The sequence below is a fragment of the Faecalicatena orotica genome (genome assembly GCF_905197545.1).
Classification (GTDB): Bacteria; Bacillota; Clostridia; order Lachnospirales; family Lachnospiraceae; genus Faecalicatena_A; species Faecalicatena_A orotica.
On sequence record NZ_CAJJZH010000004.1, the window covers coordinates 438649 to 463345 of the forward strand.

The 24697-nt window shown below is 46.0% G+C and carries 24 protein-coding genes; 16 read left to right on the forward strand and 8 right to left on the reverse strand.

The window, feature by feature from the left end; translation table 11 throughout:
- Window positions 1-19 precede the first annotated feature (19 nt).
- The 5 genes from ABIN22_RS11425 to ABIN22_RS11445 all read left to right on the forward strand — a co-directional run bounded on the left by ABIN22_RS11425 (window position 20) and on the right by ABIN22_RS11445 (window position 7279).
- Window positions 20-724 carry a LytR/AlgR family response regulator transcription factor gene (locus tag ABIN22_RS11425; protein WP_346908720.1) on the forward strand — a complete coding sequence of 235 codons (705 nt, stop codon included), beginning with the start codon at window positions 20-22 and terminating at the stop codon, window positions 722-724.
- Window positions 724-2094 (forward strand): GHKL domain-containing protein, encoded by a 1371-nt coding sequence (locus ABIN22_RS11430; RefSeq protein ID WP_346908722.1) that lies wholly within the window; start codon window positions 724-726, stop codon window positions 2092-2094. The genes ABIN22_RS11425 and ABIN22_RS11430 overlap by 1 nt, the downstream gene beginning before the upstream one ends.
- Before the next feature lie 115 nt (window positions 2095-2209).
- Window positions 2210-5794 (forward strand): ABC transporter ATP-binding protein/permease, encoded by a 3585-nt coding sequence (locus ABIN22_RS11435; RefSeq protein WP_346908724.1) that lies wholly within the window; start codon window positions 2210-2212, stop codon window positions 5792-5794.
- 74 nt (window positions 5795-5868) lie between these two features.
- The gene (locus ABIN22_RS11440) at window positions 5869-6156 is read left to right on the forward strand and encodes an ArsR/SmtB family transcription factor (RefSeq protein ID WP_118618416.1); all 288 of its coding nucleotides are present in this window, start codon (window positions 5869-5871) and stop codon (window positions 6154-6156) included.
- 160 nt (window positions 6157-6316) lie between these two features.
- Entirely contained in the window at window positions 6317-7279 is a 963-nt protein-coding gene (locus tag ABIN22_RS11445; RefSeq protein ID WP_430517200.1) for a permease, read from the forward strand.
- An 86-nt stretch (window positions 7280-7365) separates the two neighbouring features.
- On the opposite strand, the gene ABIN22_RS11450 is transcribed toward ABIN22_RS11445, so the two are convergent.
- Together ABIN22_RS11450 and ABIN22_RS11455 are read right to left on the reverse strand one after the other, a co-directional pair.
- The gene (locus ABIN22_RS11450; RefSeq protein WP_346908728.1) at window positions 7366-8406 is read right to left on the reverse strand and encodes a HAMP domain-containing sensor histidine kinase; all 1041 of its coding nucleotides are present in this window, start codon (window positions 8404-8406) and stop codon (window positions 7366-7368) included.
- A 1-nt stretch (window position 8407) separates the two neighbouring features.
- Window positions 8408-9079, reverse strand: coding sequence for a response regulator transcription factor (locus ABIN22_RS11455; RefSeq protein WP_109731554.1), 672 nt, complete (start codon window positions 9077-9079; stop codon window positions 8408-8410).
- 282 nt (window positions 9080-9361) lie between these two features.
- On the opposite strand from ABIN22_RS11455, the gene ABIN22_RS11460 reads away from it, so the two are divergent.
- On the forward strand, window positions 9362-9961 hold the full coding sequence (locus tag ABIN22_RS11460) for a cytidylate kinase-like family protein (protein WP_346908730.1): 600 nt from the start codon (window positions 9362-9364) through the stop codon (window positions 9959-9961).
- A gap of 49 nt (window positions 9962-10010) precedes the next feature.
- Here ABIN22_RS11460 and ABIN22_RS11465 read toward each other — a convergent pair whose 3' ends face one another.
- The 4 genes from ABIN22_RS11465 to ABIN22_RS11480 form a co-directional block, all read right to left on the reverse strand.
- Window positions 10011-10571, reverse strand: a complete 561-nt coding sequence (locus tag ABIN22_RS11465; RefSeq protein WP_346908732.1) for a ferritin-like domain-containing protein — start codon at window positions 10569-10571, stop codon at window positions 10011-10013.
- Between the two features lie 90 nt (window positions 10572-10661).
- The gene (locus ABIN22_RS11470) at window positions 10662-11132 is read right to left on the reverse strand and encodes a hypothetical protein (RefSeq protein ID WP_346908734.1); all 471 of its coding nucleotides are present in this window, start codon (window positions 11130-11132) and stop codon (window positions 10662-10664) included.
- A 43-nt stretch (window positions 11133-11175) separates the two neighbouring features.
- Window positions 11176-11307, reverse strand: coding sequence for a hypothetical protein (locus tag ABIN22_RS11475; protein ID WP_346908736.1), 132 nt, complete (start codon window positions 11305-11307; stop codon window positions 11176-11178).
- Window positions 11308-11833: 526 nt separating this feature from the next.
- A complete protein-coding gene (locus ABIN22_RS11480; RefSeq protein ID WP_346908738.1) occupies window positions 11834-12763 on the reverse strand; it encodes an alpha/beta fold hydrolase in 930 nt (309 codons plus the stop codon).
- A gap of 159 nt (window positions 12764-12922) precedes the next feature.
- On the opposite strand from ABIN22_RS11480, the gene ABIN22_RS11485 reads away from it, so the two are divergent.
- Entirely contained in the window at window positions 12923-13219 is a 297-nt protein-coding gene (locus tag ABIN22_RS11485) for a cysteine-rich small domain-containing protein (protein WP_109731558.1), read from the forward strand.
- Window positions 13220-13312: 93 nt separating this feature from the next.
- Window positions 13313-13549 (forward strand): hypothetical protein, encoded by a 237-nt coding sequence (locus ABIN22_RS11490; RefSeq protein ID WP_346908740.1) that lies wholly within the window; start codon window positions 13313-13315, stop codon window positions 13547-13549.
- 112 nt (window positions 13550-13661) lie between these two features.
- On the opposite strand, the gene ABIN22_RS11495 is transcribed toward ABIN22_RS11490, so the two are convergent.
- A complete protein-coding gene (locus ABIN22_RS11495) occupies window positions 13662-14255 on the reverse strand; it encodes a TlpA disulfide reductase family protein (RefSeq protein WP_118618452.1) in 594 nt (197 codons plus the stop codon).
- Between the two features lie 285 nt (window positions 14256-14540).
- Here ABIN22_RS11495 and ABIN22_RS11500 point away from each other — a divergent pair, with 285 nt between their 5' ends.
- A complete protein-coding gene (locus ABIN22_RS11500; protein WP_346908742.1) occupies window positions 14541-15458 on the forward strand; it encodes a ketopantoate reductase family protein in 918 nt (305 codons plus the stop codon).
- Between the two features lie 66 nt (window positions 15459-15524).
- Here ABIN22_RS11500 and ABIN22_RS11505 read toward each other — a convergent pair whose 3' ends face one another.
- The gene (locus ABIN22_RS11505) at window positions 15525-16175 is read right to left on the reverse strand and encodes a Crp/Fnr family transcriptional regulator (protein WP_346908744.1); all 651 of its coding nucleotides are present in this window, start codon (window positions 16173-16175) and stop codon (window positions 15525-15527) included.
- Between the two features lie 172 nt (window positions 16176-16347).
- Between ABIN22_RS11505 and ABIN22_RS11510 the strand changes: the two genes are divergently transcribed.
- From ABIN22_RS11510 to ABIN22_RS11540, 7 genes are all read left to right on the forward strand, one after another.
- On the forward strand, window positions 16348-17220 hold the full coding sequence (locus ABIN22_RS11510; protein ID WP_109731561.1) for a DMT family transporter: 873 nt from the start codon (window positions 16348-16350) through the stop codon (window positions 17218-17220).
- Window positions 17221-17581: 361 nt separating this feature from the next.
- Window positions 17582-19078, forward strand: a complete 1497-nt coding sequence (locus ABIN22_RS11515; protein WP_346908746.1) for a YjjI family glycine radical enzyme — start codon at window positions 17582-17584, stop codon at window positions 19076-19078.
- A complete protein-coding gene (locus ABIN22_RS11520; RefSeq protein ID WP_346908748.1) occupies window positions 19075-19932 on the forward strand; it encodes a YjjW family glycine radical enzyme activase in 858 nt (285 codons plus the stop codon). The genes ABIN22_RS11515 and ABIN22_RS11520 overlap by 4 nt, the downstream gene beginning before the upstream one ends.
- Before the next feature lie 50 nt (window positions 19933-19982).
- A complete protein-coding gene (locus tag ABIN22_RS11525) occupies window positions 19983-21044 on the forward strand; it encodes a BMP family lipoprotein (RefSeq protein WP_109731564.1) in 1062 nt (353 codons plus the stop codon).
- 24 nt (window positions 21045-21068) lie between these two features.
- Window positions 21069-22604, forward strand: coding sequence for an ABC transporter ATP-binding protein (locus ABIN22_RS11530; RefSeq protein WP_118618458.1), 1536 nt, complete (start codon window positions 21069-21071; stop codon window positions 22602-22604).
- Window positions 22597-23724, forward strand: a complete 1128-nt coding sequence (locus ABIN22_RS11535) for an ABC transporter permease (protein WP_109731566.1) — start codon at window positions 22597-22599, stop codon at window positions 23722-23724. Before ABIN22_RS11530 ends, ABIN22_RS11535 begins: the two co-directional genes overlap by 8 nt.
- Window positions 23714-24634: an ABC transporter permease gene (locus ABIN22_RS11540; protein ID WP_109731567.1), complete on the forward strand. Its 921-nt coding sequence runs from the start codon at window positions 23714-23716 to the stop codon at window positions 24632-24634. The genes ABIN22_RS11535 and ABIN22_RS11540 overlap by 11 nt, the downstream gene beginning before the upstream one ends.
- Window positions 24635-24697 lie beyond the last annotated feature (63 nt).

Consider the following 24697-nt stretch of genomic DNA (forward strand, 5'->3'; position numbering starts at 1 on the left):
ACGTACTGGAGGGAAGGGAATGAAACTGGCGGTTGTGGATGATGAAAAGAAAATGACAGAGCTGCTGTCAGACTATATCAGTCGGTTTGCAGAGGAAAGGCAGATGCCGGTCCAGGTGTCCGTATTCCATCATCCGAATGATTTTCTGACAAAGTATACGAAAGATTACGACCTGGTCCTGATGGACATCGAGATGCCGGGGCTAAATGGTATCGAAACTGCCCGGGAACTCAGGAAGATGGACGCAAGGGTCGTTTTAATGTTTATCACTAACATGGCGCAGTATGCAATCAATGGCTACGAGGTAGAAGCAGTAGATTTTATAGTCAAGCCTGTCTCCTATCCGGATTTTGCAATGAAGCTGGCAAAGGCCCTGCGCTATGTGAAACGTAATGAGGAGAAACGTCTTGTATTGAATACGCCGGATTCGGTCGTACATATTTCACTGGGGGATATTTACTATGTCGAGGTCATACGGCATTATCTCGTGTACCATACCGTGTCAGGGAACTATACCGTCCGGGGCGTACTAAAAGAAATGGACGAACTGCTCGCGGAATATCATTTTGTCAGAAGTAACCATTGTTATCTGGTAAATCTGAAGTATGTAGAGTCGATCACGGGGAATCTGGTGAAAGTAGCCGGTGATGAACTGCAGATCAGCAGAAACAAGAAGACGGAATTCATGATGGCATTTACCAGATATGTAGGAGGGATGGATTAATGAGTGCTTTGGATGTTTTTGAAGAACTGCGTTTTATCATAGAATTGCTTGTAGCAGAACAACTATTTACGTTTCATTTCGCAAAGAGGAAGAAGGACCACGGAAGGATTAATCTGGCAGGAAGCCTTCTCCTTATTCTGACTGCAGTCAGCTTTGTACCGATCCAGAAACTGGCGGTGTCCACAGACATCAAGATGTTAATCTATACCCTGCATGTATCATGGTACATATTCCTGCTGTTTCTGAGTCTGATACTCGTAAGGCTGACTTATGAAATCACGATAAGTGATCTTATGTTCCTGGGAATATCAAGTTATTCGGCACAGCACATTGAATATGTTGTCGTGAATGAGATACTTGCAATGGGGATCTGGCCCGGGCTGCCGGACCATCTTATACTCTATGCACTGGTATGCATTGTTACCTGCGCGGCATGGTACTGGCTCTTAGCAAAAATTTTTGCATCAAGGTTAAAAGATCTGGAAGGAATTATTTATGAAGACAAACCTTCTACCATTTTCTACTTTGCGCTGATGCTTATCATGCTTATTGTATCTGCATTCATGGGGCAAAACCTGTTTCGTGGGGAGGATTATCCTGCAGGGGTGAATTACCGGGGGGCTCTTACGGATGTATTTAACTGTATTCTGGTACTGGTTGTCCAGTACAGTGTCTACCGGATCAGCGCCCTGAACAAGGAGAAGGAAGTAGTCAGGCAGCTCCTCTATGAACGGCAGAAACAGTATGCGCTTTCAAAGGAGAATATTGATATCATTAACCAGAAATGCCATGATCTGAAGCACCAGCTGCAGGGACTGAAGGACACGAAAGAAGAAGAACGCAGAAAGTATATCGAAGAAGTAGAAGAGTCTATTATGTTTTACGATTCGGTAGTAAAGACGAGTAATGAAGTTGTGAATACAATCCTGTCCGAGAAGAGCCTGTACTGTGAAAAACATAAGATCCGGCTGACGTGCATTGTCGATGCAAAACCTCTGGATTTCATGAATACACTGGATATCTATGCCCTTCTTGGGAATGCTTTAGATAATGCAATCGAATGTGTCAGCAAATATGAGGATACAGATAAAAGAGTTGTCAGCCTCAACATATCTGCGAAGGGTGGATTTTTGTGCATACAGACAAACAACTACATGGAGGGCGAACTAAAGTTTCAGGACGGGCTGCCGGTTTCTACGAAGGTGAGAAAGCGTGAGAACCACGGGTTCGGGATGAAGAGTATGAGACATCTTACCGATAAATACGGCGGTACGATGTGCGCGGACATTGAAAACGGGATCTTCATGCTCCAGATTGTAATTCCCATGCCGAAAGAGTTCCTGAGACTTCTGAACGAGGCGGGTGCGTGACAGGAGCTTTGCAGCGGAATAGAAGGAAAACTGAAAAAATATGACCGGTTCTTGTAAGTTGAGGTTAGGTTGAGGTTGGGCATGTATCTTTGGTAAGACAAGGAGAGTGAATAACATGCTGCAGATTAAGAGTATTAGCAAAAAATATAAAACGGGAGACCTGATACAGACGGCCCTGAATGAAGTCAGCCTGAATCTTAGAGATAATGAGTTCGTTGCAATCTTAGGCCCCAGTGGTTCGGGAAAGACAACACTTCTAAATATTATTGGGGGGCTTGACCGTTATGACAGTGGAGACCTGATTATCAACGGCATTTCTACGAAAAAATATCAGGACCGAGACTGGGATTCCTACAGAAACCATACCATCGGTTTTGTATTTCAGAGTTATAACCTGATTCCCCACCAGACGATACTGGCGAATGTGGAACTGGCACTGACCATTTCCGGAATCAGCAAGGCCGAACGTAAGAAACGGGCTCGCGAGGCGCTGGAAGAGGTAGGGCTCGGGGAGCAGCTGCACAAAAAGCCGACCCAGATGTCCGGCGGGCAGATGCAGAGGGTTGCCATTGCCAGGGCGCTTGTAAACAATCCTGATATTGTGCTGGCCGATGAGCCGACCGGGGCACTTGACAGTGAGACCAGCCTTCAGGTCATGGAGCTTTTAAAAGAGGTGGCAAAAGACCGCCTTGTAGTAATGGTTACACATAACCCGGAGCTGGCAGACCAGTATGCAAACCGGATTGTAAAATTAAAGGACGGCACGATCCGCTCGGACTCCAATCCGTATGAGCTGGATGAAGATAGCATGGAGGAGCCGGAACACCGGAACATGGGGAAATCCTCCATGTCATTTCTGACGGCACTTTCGCTGAGTTTTAACAACCTGCGGACAAAAAAGGCCCGGACACTGCTGACCGCCTTTGCGGGTTCCATTGGTATCATCGGAATTGCACTGATACTGTCGCTCTCCACGGGGGCAAACGACTACATCCAGTCCGTGGAGGAGGAGACCCTTTCCGAATATCCCCTCCAGATTCAAAGCACTGGTTTCGACATTTCAGCTTTGATGGTCGGAAATTCAGGGGGAGGCGGGAAAAAAGAAGACGGTGATATCCATGTGGTGCAGATGGTGACGGATATGTTTTCCACGATGAATTCCAATGACCTGGAATCTCTGAAGAATTATCTGGACAGCGGTGAAAGCGGGATAGAGCCATATACAAAAGCCATCGAATACTCTTATAATGGTGTCCCCCAGATTTACCGTGAGGATGGAGATAAGATCCGTCAGGTCAATCCGGATAAATCCTTCGATTCTCTTGGATTTGGCTCAGCCTCCGGTTCCAATAGTATGATGTCCTCTATGATGAGCACGGATATGTTCTATGAAATGCCGGAAAATGCCTCTTTGTATAAAGACCAGTACGATGTAAAGGCCGGGCACTGGCCGGAAAATTACAAGGAATGTGTTGTCGTTCTAAACAGCAGCGGTAGCATCAGTGACTTAATGCTCTACACATTGGGGCTGAGAGATGTCATGGAACTGGATGAAATGATTCAGCAGTTTATTGATGAGGAGACAATCAATACACCCGATAATATGGGCTCCTATACTTATGAAGATATTCTGGGGACTACCTACAAGCTGGTAAACAGTTCAGATTATTATGAATATGACAGTGAGCATAAAGTGTGGACGGATAAGACCGATAACAAGGATTATATGCGCACACTGGTGAAAAACGGGGAAGAGCTTAAAGTGGTTGGTATTGTGCAGCTTTCAGAGGGGGCAAACGGTTCCGCACTTAAGCCGGGGATCGGATACACGGTTTCCCTGACACAGCATACTGCAAAGCAGGCGAAGAACAGCAGGATCGTACAGCAGCAGATGGCAGAAACGGATGTAAATGTGTTTACCAACGAGCCGTTCGGTGATACGGACAGTAACAAGAACTCCCTGAATATGGATTCTCTTTTTTCAATAGATACGAATGCCATACAGAATGCCTTTAAGTTTAATGAAGACGCCCTGTCCGGCGGATTCTCTGATTCGATGGACCTGTCCGGGGCTTTTCAGATGGATGGAAATTCACTGGATTTGTCCGGAATGATGAATTTCGGGGATATGAAACTGGATCTTCCGGAAATGGAAGGCCTCAGCATGGAAAGTCTGCTGAACGGACTGAATCTGACTGTTTCCAGAGACAATCTGGAACAAATGGTGGGCGGGCTTTTGAAAGGTTACCAGAACTATACTGCAGGGAATCCACAGGCAGACTACACGAAACTGGACGATGCAGTTTATACTTATCTGGTATCCGAGGAAGCGAAGGCGGTCTTAACAGAAAATATAAAAGACATGATACAGGAAAACGGCGGGGGTGTTACCGTTTCTACAGAGCAGCTTCAGGCAATGTTTTCTGAAATTATGGCCGGTTATCAGGCATATGCAGCCGGGCAGGGGTATACGGACCCCGACCTGTTTGATGAGTACCTGATCGAGTATCTGCAGACAGCAGAAGCACAGGAAATCCTTACCCGGTGGGGAAATGAAATTTTCCAGAGCAATATCGATGTGACGGTCACATCTGAACAGCTGCAGAAGCTGGCTTTGGAGCTGGCGGCAGGCTATCAGCAGTATGCGGCTGCCAACAGCCTGCCGGACCCGTCCTTAATGGGACAATACTTTATGGAATATCTGAACACAGCAGAGGGCAGACAGCAGCTTTCGGACGGAATATACAGCATGGTTGATATGAACAGTCTGGAGACACAGATATCCACGGTTATTCAGGAATATATGACAAAATCAATGGGAAGCTTTACAGAGGCAATGTCACAGACACTTCAGACGCAGATGTCATCCCTGATGGAGCAGATTGTAAACCAGATCAGTGGCAGCATCGAAGGCGCCATGCAGTCAGTCATGGGCCAGATCGGAAGCCAGCTTCAGAGTGCAATGGGTGATGCCATGCAGATTGACGAGGAAGCGTTTGCAAAGGCTTTTCAGATGAATATGGATCAGGATGAAATGTCAGAACTTCTGATGTCCTTCATGACCACGGAAGGAGCCACTTATAAAGGAAATTTGGAAAAACTGGGATACGTGGATTTCGACCAGCCGACCGGGATCAATATCTATCCGCTGGATTTTGCGAGCAAGGAACAAGTAGTCCAGATTCTGGATGATTATAACAGCCGCATGGAGGAAGAAGGAAAAGATGAGCAGGTTATTTCCTACACAGATATAGTAGGGACAATGATGTCTTCTGTAACGAACATTATCGACATCATCAGCTATGTGCTGATCGCCTTTGTAGCGATTTCTCTCGTAGTTTCGTCTATCATGATCGGAGTCATCACATATATCAGTGTACTGGAGCGGAAAAAGGAAATCGGAATCCTGCGTGCGATCGGGGCATCGAAGGGGAATGTATCCCAGATTTTTAATGCGGAAACCTTCATCATCGGCCTCTGTGCGGGAGGGATCGGAATCATTCTGACACTTCTGATCCTGATACCGGGGAATGCACTAATCCACCATCTGGCAGGGAATTCGTCCATCAGCGCAGTTCTGCCCGTACAGTATGCAGTCATACTGATCCTGCTCAGCGTGCTGCTGACGATACTGGGAGGCCTGATCCCATCCAGCAAGGCTGCGAAGAATGACCCGGTGACGGCACTTCGGGTTGAGTAATTGAGTATTGACAAGAAGAGGTATGTAGGTTATGATAGTCATATCAAAATAATTTGATGTAAAGGACAGTGGAAATGACAGATTTTTCGAAAGATGCTAAAATTTTCAAAGCACTCTGTGATGAAAAGAGACTGGCTATTTTAGAACATTTAAAAGGCGGGGAAAAGTGTGCGTGTGTCCTAATTGAGTGTATGGACATGGGGCAGTCGGCTTTATCTTATCATATGAAAATACTTTGTGAATCAGGTATTGTAACAGGCAGACAGGAAGGGAAATGGACACACTACAGCCTGAATCAAAAGGGAAGTGAGTACGCTGCAAAGCGCCTTTTAGAATTGACAACGCCGGATATACAGGCATAGTTAGAACATTGTGTACCCTTGGGGTGTATAAAAGTCATCGTGCGATGGCTTTTATATATCCTCAATACATCAAAAAAAATTGATTTGAAAAAAGAATGGAGGGGTTTTTTTGACAATTTTAAGTGATATATGGTTATTTTTTCAGGACCAGATATTAGGTATGAAATGGCTGAACAGTTTAATAGGCGGCCTTCTGTCAGCTTCGGGGCTGGACATCGAAAGCCGCATAGGGGGGAGCATTCAGTTTTTTATTTATGATGTGATTAAGATCACTATTTTGTTATGTCTGTTAATTTTTTTCATCTCGTTTATACAAAGCTATTTCCCGCCTGAAAGAAGTAAGAAAATATTAGGACGGTTTCATGGGACAGGGGCAAATATTATATCGGCTTTACTGGGAACGGTTACTCCTTTTTGTTCATGTTCCTCTATACCGTTATTTATCGGGTTTACAAATGCCGGACTTTCTTTAGGCGTTACCTTTTCATTCCTGATATCTTCCCCTATGGTAGACTTGGGAAGCCTTGTCCTGCTTATGAGTATCTTCGGCGCAAAAGTTGCCTTTGCCTATGTACTGATTGGGTTAGTGATTGCGGTTACCGGTGGGACAATTATTGAAAAAATGCACATGGAAAAGTATGTGGAAGAATTTATAAGGAGCGCAGGCAGTGTGGATATTAATACCCCTGCACTCACAAAAAGGGACAGAATACAGTTTGCGAAAGAACAGGTTACAGAAACATTTAAAAAAGTATTCCCCTATATTTTAGCAGGTGTCGGAATCGGGGCGGTCATTCATAACTGGATACCGGAAAGCTGGGTGGAAACAGTCTTAGGAAGCAATAACCCGTTTGGCGTCATATTAGCTGCATTAGTCGGTATCCCGATGTATGCGGACATTTTTGGCACCATACCGGTTGCCGAGGCGCTGCTTGCGAAGGGCGCGCAGTTAGGCACAATTCTGGCTTTTATGATGGCAGTTACGACTTTAAGCCTGCCGTCTATGATTATGTTAAAGAAAGCAGTAAAGCCTAAGCTGTTAGCATTGTTTATTGCTATCTGCACGGTCGGGATTATCATTGTCGGATATTTGTTTAATATATTTCATGCATATTTAATTTAATTAAAAAAGGGGATCACAGAATAGCTGTGATCTCCATTTTTAACTCTTAATAGGTGGTGTTGATATTATGTTTTCTTACGGTATTACTACTCCTGCTGTATTTCTTCCGGGAGCGTTACTGTAAAAATAGTGCCGGCCCCGGCCCTGCTGGAAACTTTGATCGTTCCGTTATGCAGGTCGACGATCCGTTTTGCCAGAGTCAGCCCTAAGCCATTGCCGCCCCCGGTACGTGCGGCGTCTGCCTGATAGAACTTTTCGTATACTCTTTTTATTGTGTCTTCATCCATACCGACCCCGTTATCTGCAATGGAAACTATAATGTTTTTCTGCTTTTTTCTTAGAAGAATCTGTATCTGTCCCTGTTGGGATACGAATTTAATCGCATTACCCAGTATATTCTGCCATACCTGCATGAGCAGTTCTTTGTTGCCGCTGTAATCCACTGAACACAGGTCGATATCCAGATCCAGTTCTTTTTGCGTCCATTGTGTTTCAAAGAGTAAGATGACTTCCCGAAGCTGTTCGTCCAGAGAATAGCTTTCTTTTTTAACCTCAATTTCCTGATTCTCAAGCCGCGCCAGCAGGAGGATATTGCCTGTCAGTGAGGAAAGCTGCCTTGTATTGAAGAGGATTCGTTCCGTGTATTCCGCCCGTTTTTCCTCGGACAGGGATTTCTTCTGCAGGAGTGTCACATATCCCTCAATGGCAGCCAGTGGTGTTTTAAATTCATGGGAAACATTTTCTATAAAATCTTTCCGGAAAATTTCTGTATTTGCCAGTTCTTTTACCATAACATTAAAATTATGGGCCATAGAGCTTAATTCAGTGACAGGGGTGTCTTCATCTACCCGGACGTTAAAATTTCCCTTTACCACTTCCTTCGTTGCCTCATTAATGGAGAAAATTGCCCTTAAAGGCCGTTTCCCGGCAAACTGTGAAAAAATGGTTCCCAGAATTACACTGACCACACCAGATATGAGAAGGATCAGACCGGTCATGGGATCCTGGATGATTCCCAGATTGAGTAAGGTAATAGCTAAGAATCCCATCAATGTCATAGTAATAGTGAGTATGATAAATACTAAAAAAGAAAACATGACGGTGGCTTTAAATGTATGTTTATTCATGTTACTTTTTCACCGCCTTATAACCGAGTCCACGGACCGTCACGATATCAAAATCGGGATTGCTCTTGAATTTTTCCCTAAGACGGCTGATATGGACATCTAAAGTATGAGTATCTGTTTCAGAGTCAGGACCCCAGATTTCCTCCATAATCTGTCTGCGTGTGAAAATCCGGTTGGGCGAAGCGGCCAGTTTAAAGAGCAGGAGAAATTCCTTCTGGGGCAGCTCAGTTACCGAGGAACCACACCGGACGGTCAATGTATCGCAGTCAAATACAGTCGAGCCGAGCTGGGTCTTACGCTGACTGACAATCTGTGAACGGCGCAGAAGTGCCTCTACTCTCCAGACCATCTCATTTACATCAATCGGCTTGACCATATAGTCATCAGTGCCAGACCGGAACCCCTCCTGTTTATCTGCCGGATCTTCTTTCGCGGTTATAATGAGGATCGGCATCGTATACCTTGCTTCCCGCACCGCTCTTATCATTTCGAAACCGTCCATAACAGGCATCATGACATCGGATATGATTAAATCTACATAAGTATGATCGAGAATATCAAACGCATTCATTCCATCTGTTGCGGGGATTGCAGTATAACCGTTGTCGGTCAGAACTGTACAGAAAAGATCCCGCAATTCTTTGTTGTCTTCTACTACTAAAATATGAAACATCTTCTCTACCTCCGAATTTTATTCTATCACAGTTTGGACATTTCTTCCAAAAGAAGTTATATGAGGGCAGCATGGCACAGGGAATTCTGTTACTGTATTTTATACGTTCAACCTCAAATGTACCTCAACGGTGCTAAAGGAAAGTATGGATTACGAGTTGAAAATGACCGGAAGAAGGTATAAACTATAAGAATAGTTACACCTATAAAACAGAAAGTATACCCTTAGCTGAGGCGTGTGTTCCTGTCAACTGGGGGCAGGCAAAAAGGAAGGCGAAGTGAAATGAAGTACAGTTTTATCACAATTGAAAGGGAATATGGAAGCGGAGGAACAAAGGTAGGAAGAAGACTTTCGGAGGTAAGCAAGGTCCCCTGTTACGGCATTGAGATATTGGAAATGGTTTCTCAAAAATATAATATCTCCGTTGAGAGAATCGGGAGATATGAGGAGACAGCCACAAACAGCCTGATGTATTCTCTTTATATGATGAGCCAGGTACAGAACGGTAATGTAAATATGCTGTCCAATGAGGGACGTATTTTTCTGGAAGAGCAGAAGACCATTCAAAGGCTGGCAGATGCGGGAGAGGCAATTTTTCTTGGACATTGTGCATCAGAAGTGCTGAAGGACAGGGATGATGTGCTGAATGTCTTCATTCATGCGGAACTTCCGAATAAGAAAAAACGGATAGCAGCAGAATATGGAATTCCGGAAGGGGATGTGGAAAGTACCATGAAGAAGTTCGATAAGAAACGTGCAAATTACTATTTTGCAAATACAGGGAAGAAGTGGGATGATCTGCGCCGCTATGATGTTGTGCTGGACAGCAGCCGGCTGGGAATAGAAGGATGCGTGGAATTTCTGGAGGGAGCCCTGAAATAGAAGACTGCAGACGGGGCAGGACCGATACGGTTCTGCCCCACAAGATTTTCTAGCGGCAATACTCATCATAGAGCGATTCGAAGATTCTGATATGTAGTTCTTCATCTTCGATAATTCTCTTAAGAGATTCCACAATATACTTATCCTCAATCCGGGCACATTGATTTTGATATTTTTGTACAGCGCCCTTTTCCATGTTCACTGCGTTTACAAGCAGGGGCTTTAATTCAATGGAGTAAGTATTATATCCCGGCGTCCAGTAGACCATCCGGCTGCCGCGGTGTGTCCAGAGTCTGGGGGCTTCACCCATAATCCTTGCAATCTCCCCGAAAATATGAAGATGATGCATCTCTACAATACTGATTCCCTTGAAGATATTGGAAATCCGGTCATTCTCATCAATCAGCATATTATTATAAAGATAGAGACTTATGGTAGTCATTTCCGAATGCTGCCCTCCCATATTATCCAGCATCATTCTTCCGTAAAGGCTGTTGCGCTCACAGACCCGCACGGGAGGGTAAGGGCCGGGGGCAGAAAAACTTTCTTTCGGCTGTCCGGGTACAGCATCGCGGCCGCTGCAGCAGTTCTCTTTATTCTCATTTGGCATATTTAGAACACTCCTTGCTAATGGATGTATTTAGTATACAATCTATGATAACAGGAATTTGGATATGCAGAATATTCAGGAATCGCTACGTCAGATCCCAAATTCTTTAAATAGCTGTCTCTGGTATTCCCTATCTTTAGAGGCTTTCTCAATATCATCGTACCTTTTATCTGCGAGGAGAAGAAGCGTCAGACGGTTGACTCTTTCTTCCCCCTCAGCAATACCTTCAGCGAGGCCTTCAGCAATCCCCGCACTTACTAATTTCTGTCCTATCCTGGTCATTTTTATTTCCTCCATGATTTCTTCGATATCCATTGATTCTAAAAACTTGTCTGCCATAGCATAGATCACCGCCTCGATTTTCCTGACTTCATCAGGATTGATTGTTGTTGCCTCCCTTGTAATTGCAAATGCAGCCCTGATCCTGTCCTTTTGCGGCATTGTTCCACCCATCAAGGGGCAGAGGGGAAGCATTACAAGGTCTTCACGCTTCAGGGGGGCATCTTCTGCCACACATTTTTCCAGTCTGTCAATCAGCTCGTCGGCACTCTTTTCCCGCATAATAATGGGGATGACCCGGTATGTATTCATTCCTTCTGTAAATTCAGTTACAGGATGCCGAATCGATCCGGAAAACAATACATAAGAAATGCATCATTGTCTTTAAGACTGCATCTTCGTGCTGTACAGCGGCAGGCGGCTCCTCCTGCCAAACTGTTTTGGTTGTGTTGTCCATATAGTATCCTTTCTATGCAACTATACAGAGAAACTATCTGATTTTACTATAGCAAAAAATTTGGGGGCAGACAATGGTATATTACTGCAAAATATAGGGGGGCTGTGTATTTCTGAAAAATTCCCTGATCATAGGGGTGACTCAAAGATCTATTAGATTGTTTGAGATTGCTTATTAAGATGCTATGTGATAGTTTCCATGTACAGAACCATCATCTGCGTATGCATAAGTGTAAAAGAGGGAAAGGGAAAAGTCAAGTGCTGTTTGCAAAACCAATACACATTTCACTTGTTATTATTAGAGTGTGTTTGATAATTCATTGTACACGTCTGACCGCCCCACTTCACCCCCTATTTGCGCCAAATTTTATCAACGTAGGACCCACTACGCCTCAAAAATTTGGCTCAAATATCTCGCAAAGTGGGACAATCAGCCGTATACATGAATTATCAAACACACTCTGGCACAGATGCCGCGCTCTCTGGAGTACGGCATCTGTATAGATAAAGTGTTGGTTTACAATTGGCTAATCCTCAAGTACTCCATCCATAAATTCAATGATTCCTGCCTCGACCTCATCTTTGATGGCAGCATAATTATGGATTTCATGACGGTAGCCGGAATATACTTTGGTCGTAACACGGTGCCCGGTATCCCACAGCCAGTTTGATACCTCATAGATTCCTTTTCCATATTCGCCGACTGGGTCCTGATCACCGCCGATATTATAAACCGGAAGTGATTTCGGCACTTTTTCAGCCCATTCGGTACCTTTAATTGCCTCCATCATCTGTGTAAAATCATAAAGGGAGCGGTTGCTGGTTGGCTTTGTAAAGGCATCAAAAGGATCTTCTGCATGATCCTTCTGTACATAAGGATCTGCGCAGATCCACTCATTTCCGATCGTGACATCATCACAGCGTTCGCACATCCACCCCATCAGAGCCCCTGTAAATTCAGCATTGGAATCTTTCCCGAGTCCTTCATCTACAGCTTTCTTCAAAAGTACGGCGGCTTCGGAAGCCCCGCGGAAGGTTCCTGTAGTCCCGCAGATTGTGACCCCGGCCAGATCATCGCCGTATGCTGCGGCATAATCTCTTGCAATAAAGGACCCCATGCTGTGTCCAAAAAGAAAGTATGGAAGATCCGGGTATTTCTCGCATACCAGTTTTTTCAGGGTGTGTTCATCCTCCATCATGGTATGGAAGCCTGCATCACCCCAGTCACCCCAGATTCCGCTGACCATCGCGGTTTTTCCGTGTCCAACATGGTCATCCGCTGCTACAATGTAACCGGCATCCATAAATTTTACGATCATGTGCAGATACCGTCTGGAATGTTCACCGAATCCGTGAATAATCTGGACAATGCCCTTTGGTTTTACAGCAGGGGCATAGATCCAGCCCTGTACCTCGTCGCGCTTGTTGAAGGATAAAAAGTTTACCTCATGTAACATAACAACACCTCCGTTTTCTATAAAATAACTACTACATTCATTGTAGAATGCGGGGGCAGGAGTGTCAAACAAATTTAGGTAAAAATGGAGCAGTAACAAAAGCTGGTTTGCATCTGCGTATAAACAGTGATATAGTAGTGTTCTAAAGGAGATGAAAATATGTCCCGGAAAGATAAGAATATAAAAGAAAAGAAATATTCATTTTTCAGCCATAAGGAATGTGAATATTTTCCATGCCATAAGACGAATGACCCGGATAATTTTAACTGTCTGTTCTGTTACTGCCCCTTATATGCATTAGGCGACAGATGTGGAGGTAATTTCAGGTATACGGACAGGGGGGTTAAGGACTGTACGAACTGCACCCTTCCCCACAAGCGGGAGAATTACGATTATGTGACAGGTAAATACAGCGAGATCAAAGAACTTGTTATGAACCAGAGAACAAAAGAATAAATCTGGAAAAAAACAGGAATAAATTCCCAAGCCCGGCCATATAATTTAATAGAGCGTTAAATAACGTAAAAATTAGCGATAGGAGAGAAAGATATGGCGAGACAGAGGAAATCATTAGACAACCAGATCCATGCTTTGGAAGAGCAGATAAATAAACAGCAGGACAAGCTGGATGTTCTGATGCAGCAGAAAGAAGAGCTTGAGAATAAAAAGCGGGAAGAAGAGCTCGGTGAGCTTTATAATTTTATGAAGGCGAATGAGCTGTCCATTGAGGATCTGTACGGGCTCATTGGACAGAATGAAGGGCAGGAAGATTTGCAGACGGCCTGACCAGTCGGAATCGTATCTGTATAATACGAATTAAAAAGCCGGGAACAAAAATCAAAGGATGATTGTTCCCGGCTTTTTACCGCGAAGCAGCAGCCTGCTGCTACCACGGCGTTCAGCCAACCGCGCAGTCTGCCGGATGGTCATTTTCACATATCTGGCTGTGATATTTTTCAAATTCTGTTTCCCAGAATGCTTTATCTTCGGCCTTTGTATATGCTGTCCCCAACTGCCGGCCGTCGCGGCTGATAAAGATTGTTGTCGGTGTATCAGGATACTGGTCCAGTATCTGTTTGTCTAATTCATCTGAATCGAGAAGATGAATATAATGTGCATCGGTATCGGCTATTACTGCAAGTGCATCTTCATCTTTTTCTTTCGTAACTCCGCGGACGATTCCGACCACCTGAATCCCTTTGCCGGAATACTGGCCGGATAGTTCTGAAAAAATTTTCATTTCATCAGGACAGGTATCACAGGACGGATCCCATATATTGACGACGGTAAGCTCTGCTTTCTGTAGAAGGCTGTTTAAATCGGTCTCTGTTCCATCCAGTCTTTGAAGCTTGAAGTTTTCAAGGGTGGAAGAGCCGGCTGTCTTTTCCGGGGCATCCTTTTTCGTATCATCAGCACCAGTGGACTTCTGACAAGCACTCAGCAGCAGGGCAGCGCAGGTCAGAATCGTGAATAAGAAGATTCTTTTCTTCATGGTATGGTCACCTCTTTCTGTAAATAAAATAAGTACAGTTCATACTGTAATTATAGCAGTTACAGATATATGCGTCAAGTAAAAAATATTTTCTATTTGCGGGAAACGTATAAACAGATATATATCTAAATACTTAACGAGGTATTTTACGAGTTTAGTATTTATGATATACTATTTACACTTGGTGAGGTATTTCCGAATCTAGTGTTCATGGTAACTATTTTCAGCAATTCAAATATCCCGCGCCGCTTCATTGCCCACGGGAATAAAGGAGGCAGAATGAATATGGAAATGAAAAGTGCAGCATTAATCGGACTTGGCGCAATGGGCGTGTTCTTCGCCCCGCGTATGGAGGAACATTTGGGCAGGGAGAATTTCTGCGTCATTGCCCGGGGAAAAAGAAAAGAGCGTCTGGAGAATAAGGGTGTAACCGTGAATGGAGTCAATTACCGGTTCCCGGTCTGTACACCTGAGGAAGGAACGAAAAAAGATCTGGTCATCATGGCGGTAAAGGACATGGGACTGGACCAGGCCATTGAAGATATCCGTAATTTCGTCGGGGACGGTACCCAGATCCTGTGTGTGATGAATGGCGTGGAAAGCGAAGAGAGGGTCGCTGCTGTTTACGGCTGGGAGCATGTCCTCTATTCTTATATGCGGATGTCAATTGTGATGAGGAATGGGAAAGCAGATTTCGACCCATACTGGGGCAAAGTGTACTTCGGAGAAGCAAAGAATGAAGTTCTGACAGAGCGTGTAAAGGCTGTTTCTGATTTGATGGAAAGGTGTGATATCCCTTATAAGGTAGAGAAGGATATGATGTGGGGGCTCTGGTTTAAATACATGTGCAATGTCGGTGAGAACCTGACCTGTGCACTGCTCGGAATCCCATTCGGAATGTTCCGGGACAGTGAGCCGGCCAATGAAATCCGCTGGGCAGCCATGAAGGAAGTACAGGCAGTTGCAAAGGCAAAGGGAATTATCATAACAGATGAGCAGATGCGCAGGCAGTATGACACGATATGCAGGATTCCGTATGAGAATAAGCCTTCAACTCTGCAGGATCTCGAGGCAAAGAAAAAGACAGAAATCGAGATGTTTGCCGGCAGCATGGTAAAGATGGGGAAAGAAGAGGGAATCCCCACACCCATATGCTGGATGTTTTTGGAAGGAATTAAGGTTCTGGAGGAGAAGAACCGTTAAGCTGTTTTTACTATGGAAACCCACAGAATATTTTGATTTCCTATCTGGACGGGAAGATTGAGTGAGTCAAAGTCCCCCCTCATTCCCCGCCCGCCTGATTAACACATCCCGGTTTAGAATGTGGTATCCGCAGGCCGATTTTTCCAGCACTTTTTCGCAGCAGAGCTGGTTTAAGAGGCGCAGCATATGCCTGTAGCTCATGCCAAGGGAGTATGCGGTATCTGTCAGGGTATCACGGAAGATTCCATTGTGTGACGCGTGCAGGATATAGGAACAGAGTCTTTCTTCTCCGGTGCACAGAGAGGCGGAGACCAGACTGTGCGAACTCGTGATTAGTTTAAAAGCGAGCTCTTTCCCGATAATATTTAAAAATTCTACATGATTTCTCAATGCTGCAGCATTCCTCTGGTAAGGGACTGCGATGCATTCAAATTCAGTGATGGCGATAACGGTGGCAGTTGCAGTATTTGCATCTGCCATCAGTTCGACATCCCCAAGTATCCCTTTAGACACATAATAGCATAAGACGAGATGTTTCCCGTTTGGAGTAGTAGAGCATACTTTTGCCCTGCCTGACAGGACGAGGTATAGATATTTTATGGGCATATCCTCCTGAATCAGTATTTCACCCGGATCATAGCTGAGACAGACACATGCTTCCAGCGGCAGATCAGACAGAGCGAATTCTTTTAATTTTTCATAATGTTTTTCAGTCAAAGGCCTTCTTTGCATTCTCTGTACCTCGCTTTTATCAATCCGAATGTTTTTAAATTTCTTGTCAAAATTCTTTTTTCCCGGCATCATATGATTACTATGACATATGTCATATGTAAACGTCAATCCTAATTCTATAATGAATCTATAAAGTATCAGTACGGGAGGTAAGGTAATGTACAACTTTTTAGCTCTTCTTTCAGGTTTGGCAATATCAGTTATGGTTTCTATTAATGGGAGTTTGTCGCAGAGACTTGGTGTTTTCTGGGCGACGGTGATTGTCCATGCGGTTGGCACCGTATTTGCCCTTCTGGTGTGTAAAGGGAAGAAGGCAGGAATACCAGGGAAGATATTCCATCCGCTGTGGATCTATGCAGGCGGTGCGGTTGGTGTCATGACGGTTGTGTTTAACAATTTCGCCTACGGGCATATCAGCATGACGAGCATCATCGCACTCGGTTTACTGGGGCAGACCGCGGCATCTCTGGTGATCGACAGCTTCGGATTTTTTGGAATGGAAAAATGTCCTTTTCGGAAATCAGTCTTTGCAGGGCTTGCCTTTTCCATAATTGGAATCATCATCATGCTGGACCATTCCGTGACAACGGGGGTTTTGGCGGTCATCTTCTCTCTCTTTTCCGGCATTACCGTAGTGCTTTCGAGAACAATTAATGCCCGCCTTGCACAGCAGATCGGTGAGATGCAGAGTTCCTTTGTCAACCACCTCGCAGGTTTGATTGTATCTGCCTTTACGGCACTGCTTTTCGCGGGTATCACGCCGGCATACACACTGGATTTATCAGGCACAAGGCCGTGGATGTATATGGGAGGAATGCTGGGAGTTATGGCCGTATACCTCTGCAACATTATCGTCCCGGCACTGCCGGCATTCCGTCTGACCCTGCTGACGTTTGTAGCGCAGGTATTTACGGGGATCATTATCGACCTGTTTTTCATGAATACATATTCGAAGACGACCTTTACAGGAGGACTGATTGTTGCCTTCGCAATGGCGCTGAATCTGATGATGGAGAAACGGCAGAATTAGGTGTGCCATTTTAACATCCCATAGTTAAATACAATATTGTGATATTTTCGGGGACTTTCGTTTTTTAAAATCGAAAGTCCTTTTTGTGCGTTTTTACTAAAGCAAAAATGCGATAAAATAGGACACAAGTCCCTTTTTATTTGGCGTTATTACTAAAAAATGCCTGATAATACCGTTTACTTTTCACAAAATGGATATGGATTTTTCAAAACAGGACATAAGTCCTTTAATCAGACGGACAAGCCGATATAATTTGCTTATGAGGCGTAAGCAAATGAGACATAAGCGCTTATCTGAAAAAGATAAAGTACATCAGGGCATATTTGAAACGGCCGACAAATTTATGAAGAGGTGATACGTTATGAGCACAGCATTCGAGGTTGTGACATCGAAGGGACTTACTTATGAACAAAAGGTAGTTGCACTTGCCCATGCGGCAGAGAATAGTCTGGATGTTTTGGACATACCGGAAAAGACAAGGCACTACATGGAGACCGGGGCCATCTGTGATCTGGATGAGGGACATGCGCCGTACCGTCCGCGCTACATCATGCCGGATTATGAAAAAGCGGTCAGAGAGGGCTGCCAGTTTTTGAGGCTGGAACCGCCGAAAGATCTGGATGAACTGCTTTCCTTCCTAATGATCTTTTACCGGCATGTGCCATCAATTACGAGCTACCCGGTATTCTTGGGAAATATAGACAAGTTGATTGAACCGTTCCTGGACGGGGTATCAGACGAAGAGGCAGCGAAAAAGATAAAGCTGTTCCTGATCTATCTGGACCGGACGATTACAGACGGTTTCTGTCATGCGAATCTGGGACCGGAAGAGACACGTGCCGGTAAAATCATCCTGACGTTGGAAAAAGACCTGCAGAACGCAGTGCCGAACCTGACCTTGAAATATGACCCGGATATCACACCGGACGCTTATGCAGAACTGGCATTATATACGTCCCTGTATTGTGCAAACCCCGCGATCTGCAATCACAGGATGCATAAAGATACTTATGGGGATTACGGGATTTCAAGCTGCTATAACATCCTTCCGATCGGGGGAGGCTCCTACACACTGACAAGGATCGTGCTGCCGAGGCTGGCGAAGGAGGCTGACAGCAGGGAACATTTCTTGAAAGAACTTCTGCCGGACTGCTTAAGGCATATGGGAGATTATATGAATGAGAGGATACGGTTCCTTGTAGAACGGTCCAATTTCTTTGAAAGTTCTTTTTTGTCCCGCGAGGGCTTTATAGACAGAGAAAATTTTCTGGCAATGTTCGGTGTTGTCGGGCTGGCAGAATGTACGAACATGCTGATGGATGATAAAAACAAGACATATGGACATGATGCGGATGCAGATGATCTGGCAGAGGAGATTATGAACGTGATCGCGCAATATGCGGAGAATTCCGAGGCACTATATTCCGAAATCTTCCACGGACATTTTGCCCTGCATGCGCAGGTCGGTATCGACTCAGACCACGGAATTACCTCCGGCGTCAGAATACCTGTCGGTGCAGAACCGGACAGCATGTTTGACCACCTCCGCCACAGCGCGAGGTTCCATAAGTTTTTCCCGACAGGCTGTGCAGACATCTTTTCCTTTGACCCAACCGGACGCAATAATCCCGCGGCGGTGCTGGATATCGTTAAAGGCGCGTTCAAACTGGGCGATAAATACATCAGCTTCTATGCATCCGACAGCGATCTGGTGCGGATCACAGGCTACCTTGTGAAACGCAGTGATATGGAACATTACTATAAGGGCGAGGCGGTCCTTCAGAATACAGTCTACTTAGGCGGAGATAATTACCGCAACGCGCATCTTGAAAACAGGAAGGTAAGGTCGTCGAATTGAGGGCGCCGGTCAACAAGATCATCCCGCTGAGCGTGGTGGATGGGCCGGGAAACCGGACGTCCGTTTTCCTGCAGAAATGTAACATCGCATGTGCCTACTGCCATAACCCGGAGACACAGAGAATGTGCACCGGATGCGGCATCTGTGTGGAAAAGTGCCCGGTACAGGCATTGAGTCTGGTTCAGGAGAAGGGGTGGGATTTAGAAGGGCTTCCCGTGATCTGGGATGAGAAAAAATGTGTGCAGTGTGATACATGCATCCGGGTCTGCCCGTATTTTTCCTCACCCAAAATACACCTTATGGAGGTGGAAGAAGTTTTCAGTGAGATCAAGAAGAATCTTCCCTTCATCAGGGGGATTACCGTGTCGGGCGGGGAATGTACACTCTATCCTGAGTTTCTGACAGAACTGTTTACACAGGTAAGGGCAGAAGGACTGACCTGTTACATCGACAGCAATGGCTGTGTGGATTTCAGCAGGTATCCGGACCTGATGGACGTATGCGATAAAGTTATGCTGGATGTAAAGGCATGGGATGAGAATGTATTTTACAGTCTGACAAGAAGCAGCAATGAAACTGTTAAGAAAAATCTCATTTATCTGGCTAAAAGGCACCAGCTCGAAGAAGTGCGTATTGTATGTCTGGAGCCGGAGGTAGATGTAGAAGCCGTGATCCGGGGGATTGCAGGGAGTGTGCGGGAACACCTGGATGATTTCACATTAAAGCTTATTGCATTCCGCAGCCACGGAGTCAGGACCGCGTTAAAAGATAAGGAAATGCCATCTGGTGAACAGATGGAAAAATGGAGAGGAATTGCCGTAAACTGCGGCTTTTCGAATATACGTATTGTCTGAGACAGTACAGGAAACAAAGAAACCACTATTTTTAAGGAGGAAACAAGATTATGAAATTCAAGAAGGCAATGGCAATCGGACTGGCAGCAGCGATGACACTTTCACTGGCAGCATGCGGAGGTTCAAAGGACAAAGAGGAGAAGACTTCTGACAGCAAGACATCGGATAAGAAGAGCGATTATTCCGTAGCAATGATTACGGATACGGGCGGAATCAATGACCAGTCCTTCAACCAGTCGGCCTGGGAGGGGCTTCAGGAGTTAAGCGAAGAGACGGGCGCCGATGTAAACTATATTGAGTCAAAGCAGGCATCTGATTTCGTAACAAATCTGGAGCGTCTTGGAGACAGCGGGGCAACACTTCTCTGGGGAATCGGGTATGCGTGTGCGGATGCAGTACTGGAAGCGGCAGATTCAAACCCGGATCTCCAATATGCAGTCGTGGACAACTCCTATGAGGAAACCCCGGATAATGTGACAGGCGTTATGTTCCGAGCACAGGAGCCGTCCTTCATGGTAGGCTATGTGGCAGGAAAGACGACAGAGAGCAATAAGGTTGGGTTCGTAGGCGGTATCTCATCCGGCCTGATCGACCAGTTCCAGTATGGATACGAGGCCGGCGTACAGTATGCGGCAAAAGAGCTGGGCAAAGAGATTGAGGTTTCAGTTCAGTATGCAGAGAGCTTCAGCGATGCGGCAAAAGGAAAAGCGATTGCAAGCAAGATGTATTCCGACGGCTGTGATGTTGTATACCATGCTGCAGGCGGAAGCGGGACAGGCGTCATCGAAGCGGCAAAAGAAGCAGGCAAATGGGTCATCGGAGTGGACAGGGACCAGGCATATCTTGCACCGGATAATGTGCTGACATCTGCCCTGAAACTGGTTGGAAAAGCAGTAAAAGAAGTTTCTATGGAAGCAATGGACGGAGAAGAGATCGGCGGACAGACACTGACATTCGGACTGGAAGAAGAATGTGTCGGTATCTCAGAAGAGCATAAAAACATGCCGGAGGGTGTATATGAAGCCACTCTGGAAATCGGCGAGAAGATCAAGAGCGGGGAAATTGAAGTACCTTCTACAAAAGATGAATATGAGGCATTTATCACAAAGTAGGATAAGGCGAAAGGAGATAACGGTATGGCTGGGGCAAGCAGCGAATACGCGGTACAGATGCATGGGATCACGAAGAGCTTCGGTTCTTTCTATGCACTTCAGGATATGGAACTGAATGTAAAAAAGGGCAGCATCCATTCTCTGTTAGGTGAAAACGGAGCAGGGAAAAGTACATTGATGAATATCCTTTACGGTCTGTATCAGGCTGATGAGGGAGAGATTTTAATAGACGGAAAAAAGGTAGATATTAAAAACCCGAATGTAGCGATTGAACACGGGATCGGAATGGTCCACCAGCACTTCATGCTGGTAGACGATTTCACGGTGACGCAGAACATCATCCTGGGAAATGAAACAACGTCCCATGCGGGATTCGTGGATATGAAGAAAGCCAGGAAACAGATACTGGAGATTGTGGATAAGTATGGCCTGGAAGTCGAACCGGATGCAAAAGTCAGTGACATTTCCGTCGGGATGCAGCAAAGAGTTGAGATTCTGAAGGCATTGTACCGCGGCGCCCAGCTGCTTATCCTGGACGAACCGACGGCCGTCCTGACACCTCAGGAAATCGAGGACCTGATCTCGATCATGAATAATCTGGTAAAGGACGGCAAGGCAATCATTATTATTACTCATAAGCTGAAAGAAATTAAGGCATCTTCGGATACCTGTACAATCATCCGCAGGGGGAAATACATTGATACTATCCCGGTGAAGGATGTAACCGAAAATGAACTCGCAACCCTGATGGTTGGCCATGAGGTAAATCTGGTCGTGGACAAGACACCGGCGAAACCGGGCGAAGTCGTGTTCGAGATTCAGAATCTGGTTGTGAAAAATGACCGGAAGCTGGACGCAGTCAAGGGACTGGACCTGAAGGTAAGGCGCGGGGAAATCGTCGGAATCGCAGGCATAGACGGCAACGGGCAGAAGGAACTGATTGAGGCGGTCAACTGCCTGACACCGGTTGTTTCCGGAAGTATTCTGATTAACGGAAAACACATCGAAAACACCTCGCCGAGGCGGGTCATAGACAGCGGTGTCAGCACCATTCCGGAGGACCGTCAGAAGCGGGGGCTCGTACTGGACTTTACGGTCAATGAGAATGCAGTCCTGGAGCAGTACAGAACCGCACCGTTTTCGGAAAAGGGAATCCTGAACAAGAAAGAAATGGAAGCATTTACAAAGAAGCTGATTAAAGAGTACGATGTCCGCCCGGAGGACTGCGGACCGAAGAGGGCGGGAGGACTGTCCGGAGGGAATCAGCAGAAGGTAATTATCGGGCGTGAAATCGCGATGAACCCGGACCTGCTGATCGCAGTACAGCCTACGAGGGGACTGGATGTAGGGGCCATCGAGACAGTACATAAGACCCTGATTCGGGAGAGGGATAAGGGGAAAGCCGTGCTTTTGATCTCCTTTGAACTCGACGAGGTCATGAATGTATCTGATACAATCGCAGTCATATATGACGGAAAGATTCAGGATACATTTGCACAGGGTACTGTGGATGAAAACACGATCGGTCTGTTGATGGCGGGAGGAAAGAATCATGGATAAAACAGCGAAAATACTGAAAAAACCATTTACGATGACGATCATAGCCATTCTGTGCGGCTTCCTTGTGGCGGGGATTATTCTGTCCATTGCCGGATATCCGCCGTTTCATTCCCTGAGTGTGCTGATACAGGGAGTTTTTTCCGGGCCGAAGCACATATCGAATGTCATCATCAAGAGTACGCCGCTGATCCTGACAGGGATTGGTGTCGCATTTGCTTTCAAGACCGGCCTGTTCAACATCGGGGCGGAAGGCCAGTTTATCATGGGATGCGTGGCATCTACAACAGTCGGGATCGTCTGTGATTTCCCGGCCGTGATCCAGATTCCGCTTGTACTGGCAGCGGGAGTAATTGCAGGTGCCGTATTCGGCGGGCTGGTAGGGTTCCTCAAGGCTAGATTTGGGATTCACGAGGTTCTGACCAGTATTATGTTTAACTGGATTGCACTGTATTTTTCCAACTGGATCTGCAACCTGGAGCGGTTCCACAAACCGGATACGATCGGTACATATCCGGTAAACGAGTCCAGTTATACCATGATTCTTGGTAAATGGAAGACGACAAAGGAAGGGAAGGAAGCCCTCTTAAGCAGTGATTTCCTGAAAGATACCATTCTGAAGACAGACGTGAATGCAGGCTTCATCGCAGCGATTATTCTGGCAGTGCTTGTCTCATTCCTTCTATATAAAACTACGAAGGGATTCGAATTAAGAGCGGTGGGTGCCAACCGGTATGCGGCAGAATTTACCGGTATCAACGTGAATAGAAATATCCTTCATTCTATGGTCATCTCTGGCGGAATCTGCGGACTGGCGGCTGCATTTTATATTACGGGCAACTCTCCCCACGGGATCGCCACACTGGCGGCCTTTGAAAACACAGGATTTAACGCCCTTGGCGTCTGTCTGATTGCAGGAAGTTCACCGGTTGGATGCATTTTCGCAGGACTGCTGTTTGGAGGCCTTTTGTACGGCGGACAGTCACTCCAGTATGAAGTTGGGGCGCCGTCCGAGATCATTAACATTGTCATCGGCGTTATCGTATTTTTTGTGGCACTGACACATATCATTCCGCCGCTGGTGGAGAGATTTTCTAAAGGAGGGAAAAAACATGCTAAGTAGTATCACCTTATTTATCGGCATTACACTGATGTATTCCACTCCGCTGGCGTTTGCGGCTTTGGGCGGCGTGATCTCCGAGCGTTCTGGTGTGACGAACCTTGGTATTGAGGGAATGATGACCATCGGTGCATTTACGGGTGCAACGGTTGGCTATTTTACAGGGAGTGCATGGGGCGGTTTCCTTGCGGCAGGGATTGCAGGCGGGATGATTGCACTTCTGCATGCATTTGCATCCATCACATGCCGGGCAGACCAGACCATTTCCGGTATTGCAATCAACCTGATCGGACCCGGCGTGGCGCTGTTCCTCTGCCGCCTGCTGTTCGACGGGGCGACGATGTCCGTGCCGGTTACAAACAAGATTCCGAAATTGTTCGGCAGTGCCGGTATCACAGGCGCACTGAAGAACCTGAACGTAGATGTGACCGTAGTGCTTGCACTTGTCTTCGCAGTTGTGCTGTGGGGATTCCTTTACAAGACAAAATGGGGCCTTCATATCCGTTCCGTAGGAGAGCATCCGGCGGCAGCAGATACAATGGGGATCAATGTTTATAAAATCCGTTACCTGTGCGTCATAGCCTCCGGGATACTTGCCGGTTTCGGCGGCGCATCCATGACGCTCGCGATTATCCCGCAGTTTACACCGACAGCCATCAGCGGGCAGGGATTCATCGCCCTTGCGGCCGTGATCTTTGGAAAATGGACACCCCACGGTGCTTACGGCGCCTGCATCCTGTTCGGTGCGGCACAGGCACTGACAGTGATACTGGGAGGCGGTTCTTTCCAGGTTCCTTCCGAAATACTTGCCATGCTCCCGTATATCATCACCATCATCATCCTGATCCTGTTTGTTGGTCGTTCCGCAGCACCAAAGGCAAGTGGACAGCCATACGAAAAGGGGGCAAGGTAACACTGCCGGGGCACTTTCTTTTTGGAACTTCAGATGGTAGAATAGGGTATAACAGTAAATGAC

Coding starts and splice junctions, on each gene's coding strand:
- ABIN22_RS11490 (WP_346908740.1), top strand. CDS start 13,313: ATGGCGAGACAGAGGAAATCATTAGACAACCAGATCCATGCTTTGGAA.
- ABIN22_RS11440 (WP_118618416.1), top strand. CDS start 5,869: ATGACAGATTTTTCGAAAGATGCTAAAATTTTCAAAGCACTCTGTGAT.
- ABIN22_RS11450 (WP_346908728.1), bottom strand. CDS start 8,406: ATGAATAAACATACATTTAAAGCCACCGTCATGTTTTCTTTTTTAGTA.
- ABIN22_RS11460 (WP_346908730.1), top strand. CDS start 9,362: ATGAAGTACAGTTTTATCACAATTGAAAGGGAATATGGAAGCGGAGGA.
- ABIN22_RS11540 (WP_109731567.1), top strand. CDS start 23,714: ATGCTAAGTAGTATCACCTTATTTATCGGCATTACACTGATGTATTCC.
- ABIN22_RS11435 (WP_346908724.1), top strand. CDS start 2,210: ATGCTGCAGATTAAGAGTATTAGCAAAAAATATAAAACGGGAGACCTG.
- ABIN22_RS11500 (WP_346908742.1), top strand. CDS start 14,541: ATGGAAATGAAAAGTGCAGCATTAATCGGACTTGGCGCAATGGGCGTG.
- ABIN22_RS11480 (WP_346908738.1), bottom strand. CDS start 12,763: ATGTTACATGAGGTAAACTTTTTATCCTTCAACAAGCGCGACGAGGTA.
- ABIN22_RS11455 (WP_109731554.1), bottom strand. CDS start 9,079: ATGTTTCATATTTTAGTAGTAGAAGACAACAAAGAATTGCGGGATCTT.
- ABIN22_RS11510 (WP_109731561.1), top strand. CDS start 16,348: ATGTACAACTTTTTAGCTCTTCTTTCAGGTTTGGCAATATCAGTTATG.
- ABIN22_RS11515 (WP_346908746.1), top strand. CDS start 17,582: ATGAGCACAGCATTCGAGGTTGTGACATCGAAGGGACTTACTTATGAA.
- ABIN22_RS11430 (WP_346908722.1), top strand. CDS start 724: ATGAGTGCTTTGGATGTTTTTGAAGAACTGCGTTTTATCATAGAATTG.
- ABIN22_RS11495 (WP_118618452.1), bottom strand. CDS start 14,255: ATGAAGAAAAGAATCTTCTTATTCACGATTCTGACCTGCGCTGCCCTG.
- ABIN22_RS11485 (WP_109731558.1), top strand. CDS start 12,923: ATGTCCCGGAAAGATAAGAATATAAAAGAAAAGAAATATTCATTTTTC.
- ABIN22_RS11525 (WP_109731564.1), top strand. CDS start 19,983: ATGAAATTCAAGAAGGCAATGGCAATCGGACTGGCAGCAGCGATGACA.
- ABIN22_RS11470 (WP_346908734.1), bottom strand. CDS start 11,132: ATGCGGGAAAAGAGTGCCGACGAGCTGATTGACAGACTGGAAAAATGT.
- ABIN22_RS11425 (WP_346908720.1), top strand. CDS start 20: ATGAAACTGGCGGTTGTGGATGATGAAAAGAAAATGACAGAGCTGCTG.
- ABIN22_RS11475 (WP_346908736.1), bottom strand. CDS start 11,307: ATGGACAACACAACCAAAACAGTTTGGCAGGAGGAGCCGCCTGCCGCT.
- ABIN22_RS11445 (WP_430517200.1), top strand. CDS start 6,317: ATGAAATGGCTGAACAGTTTAATAGGCGGCCTTCTGTCAGCTTCGGGG.
- ABIN22_RS11535 (WP_109731566.1), top strand. CDS start 22,597: ATGGATAAAACAGCGAAAATACTGAAAAAACCATTTACGATGACGATC.
- ABIN22_RS11530 (WP_118618458.1), top strand. CDS start 21,069: ATGGCTGGGGCAAGCAGCGAATACGCGGTACAGATGCATGGGATCACG.
- ABIN22_RS11465 (WP_346908732.1), bottom strand. CDS start 10,571: ATGCCAAATGAGAATAAAGAGAACTGCTGCAGCGGCCGCGATGCTGTA.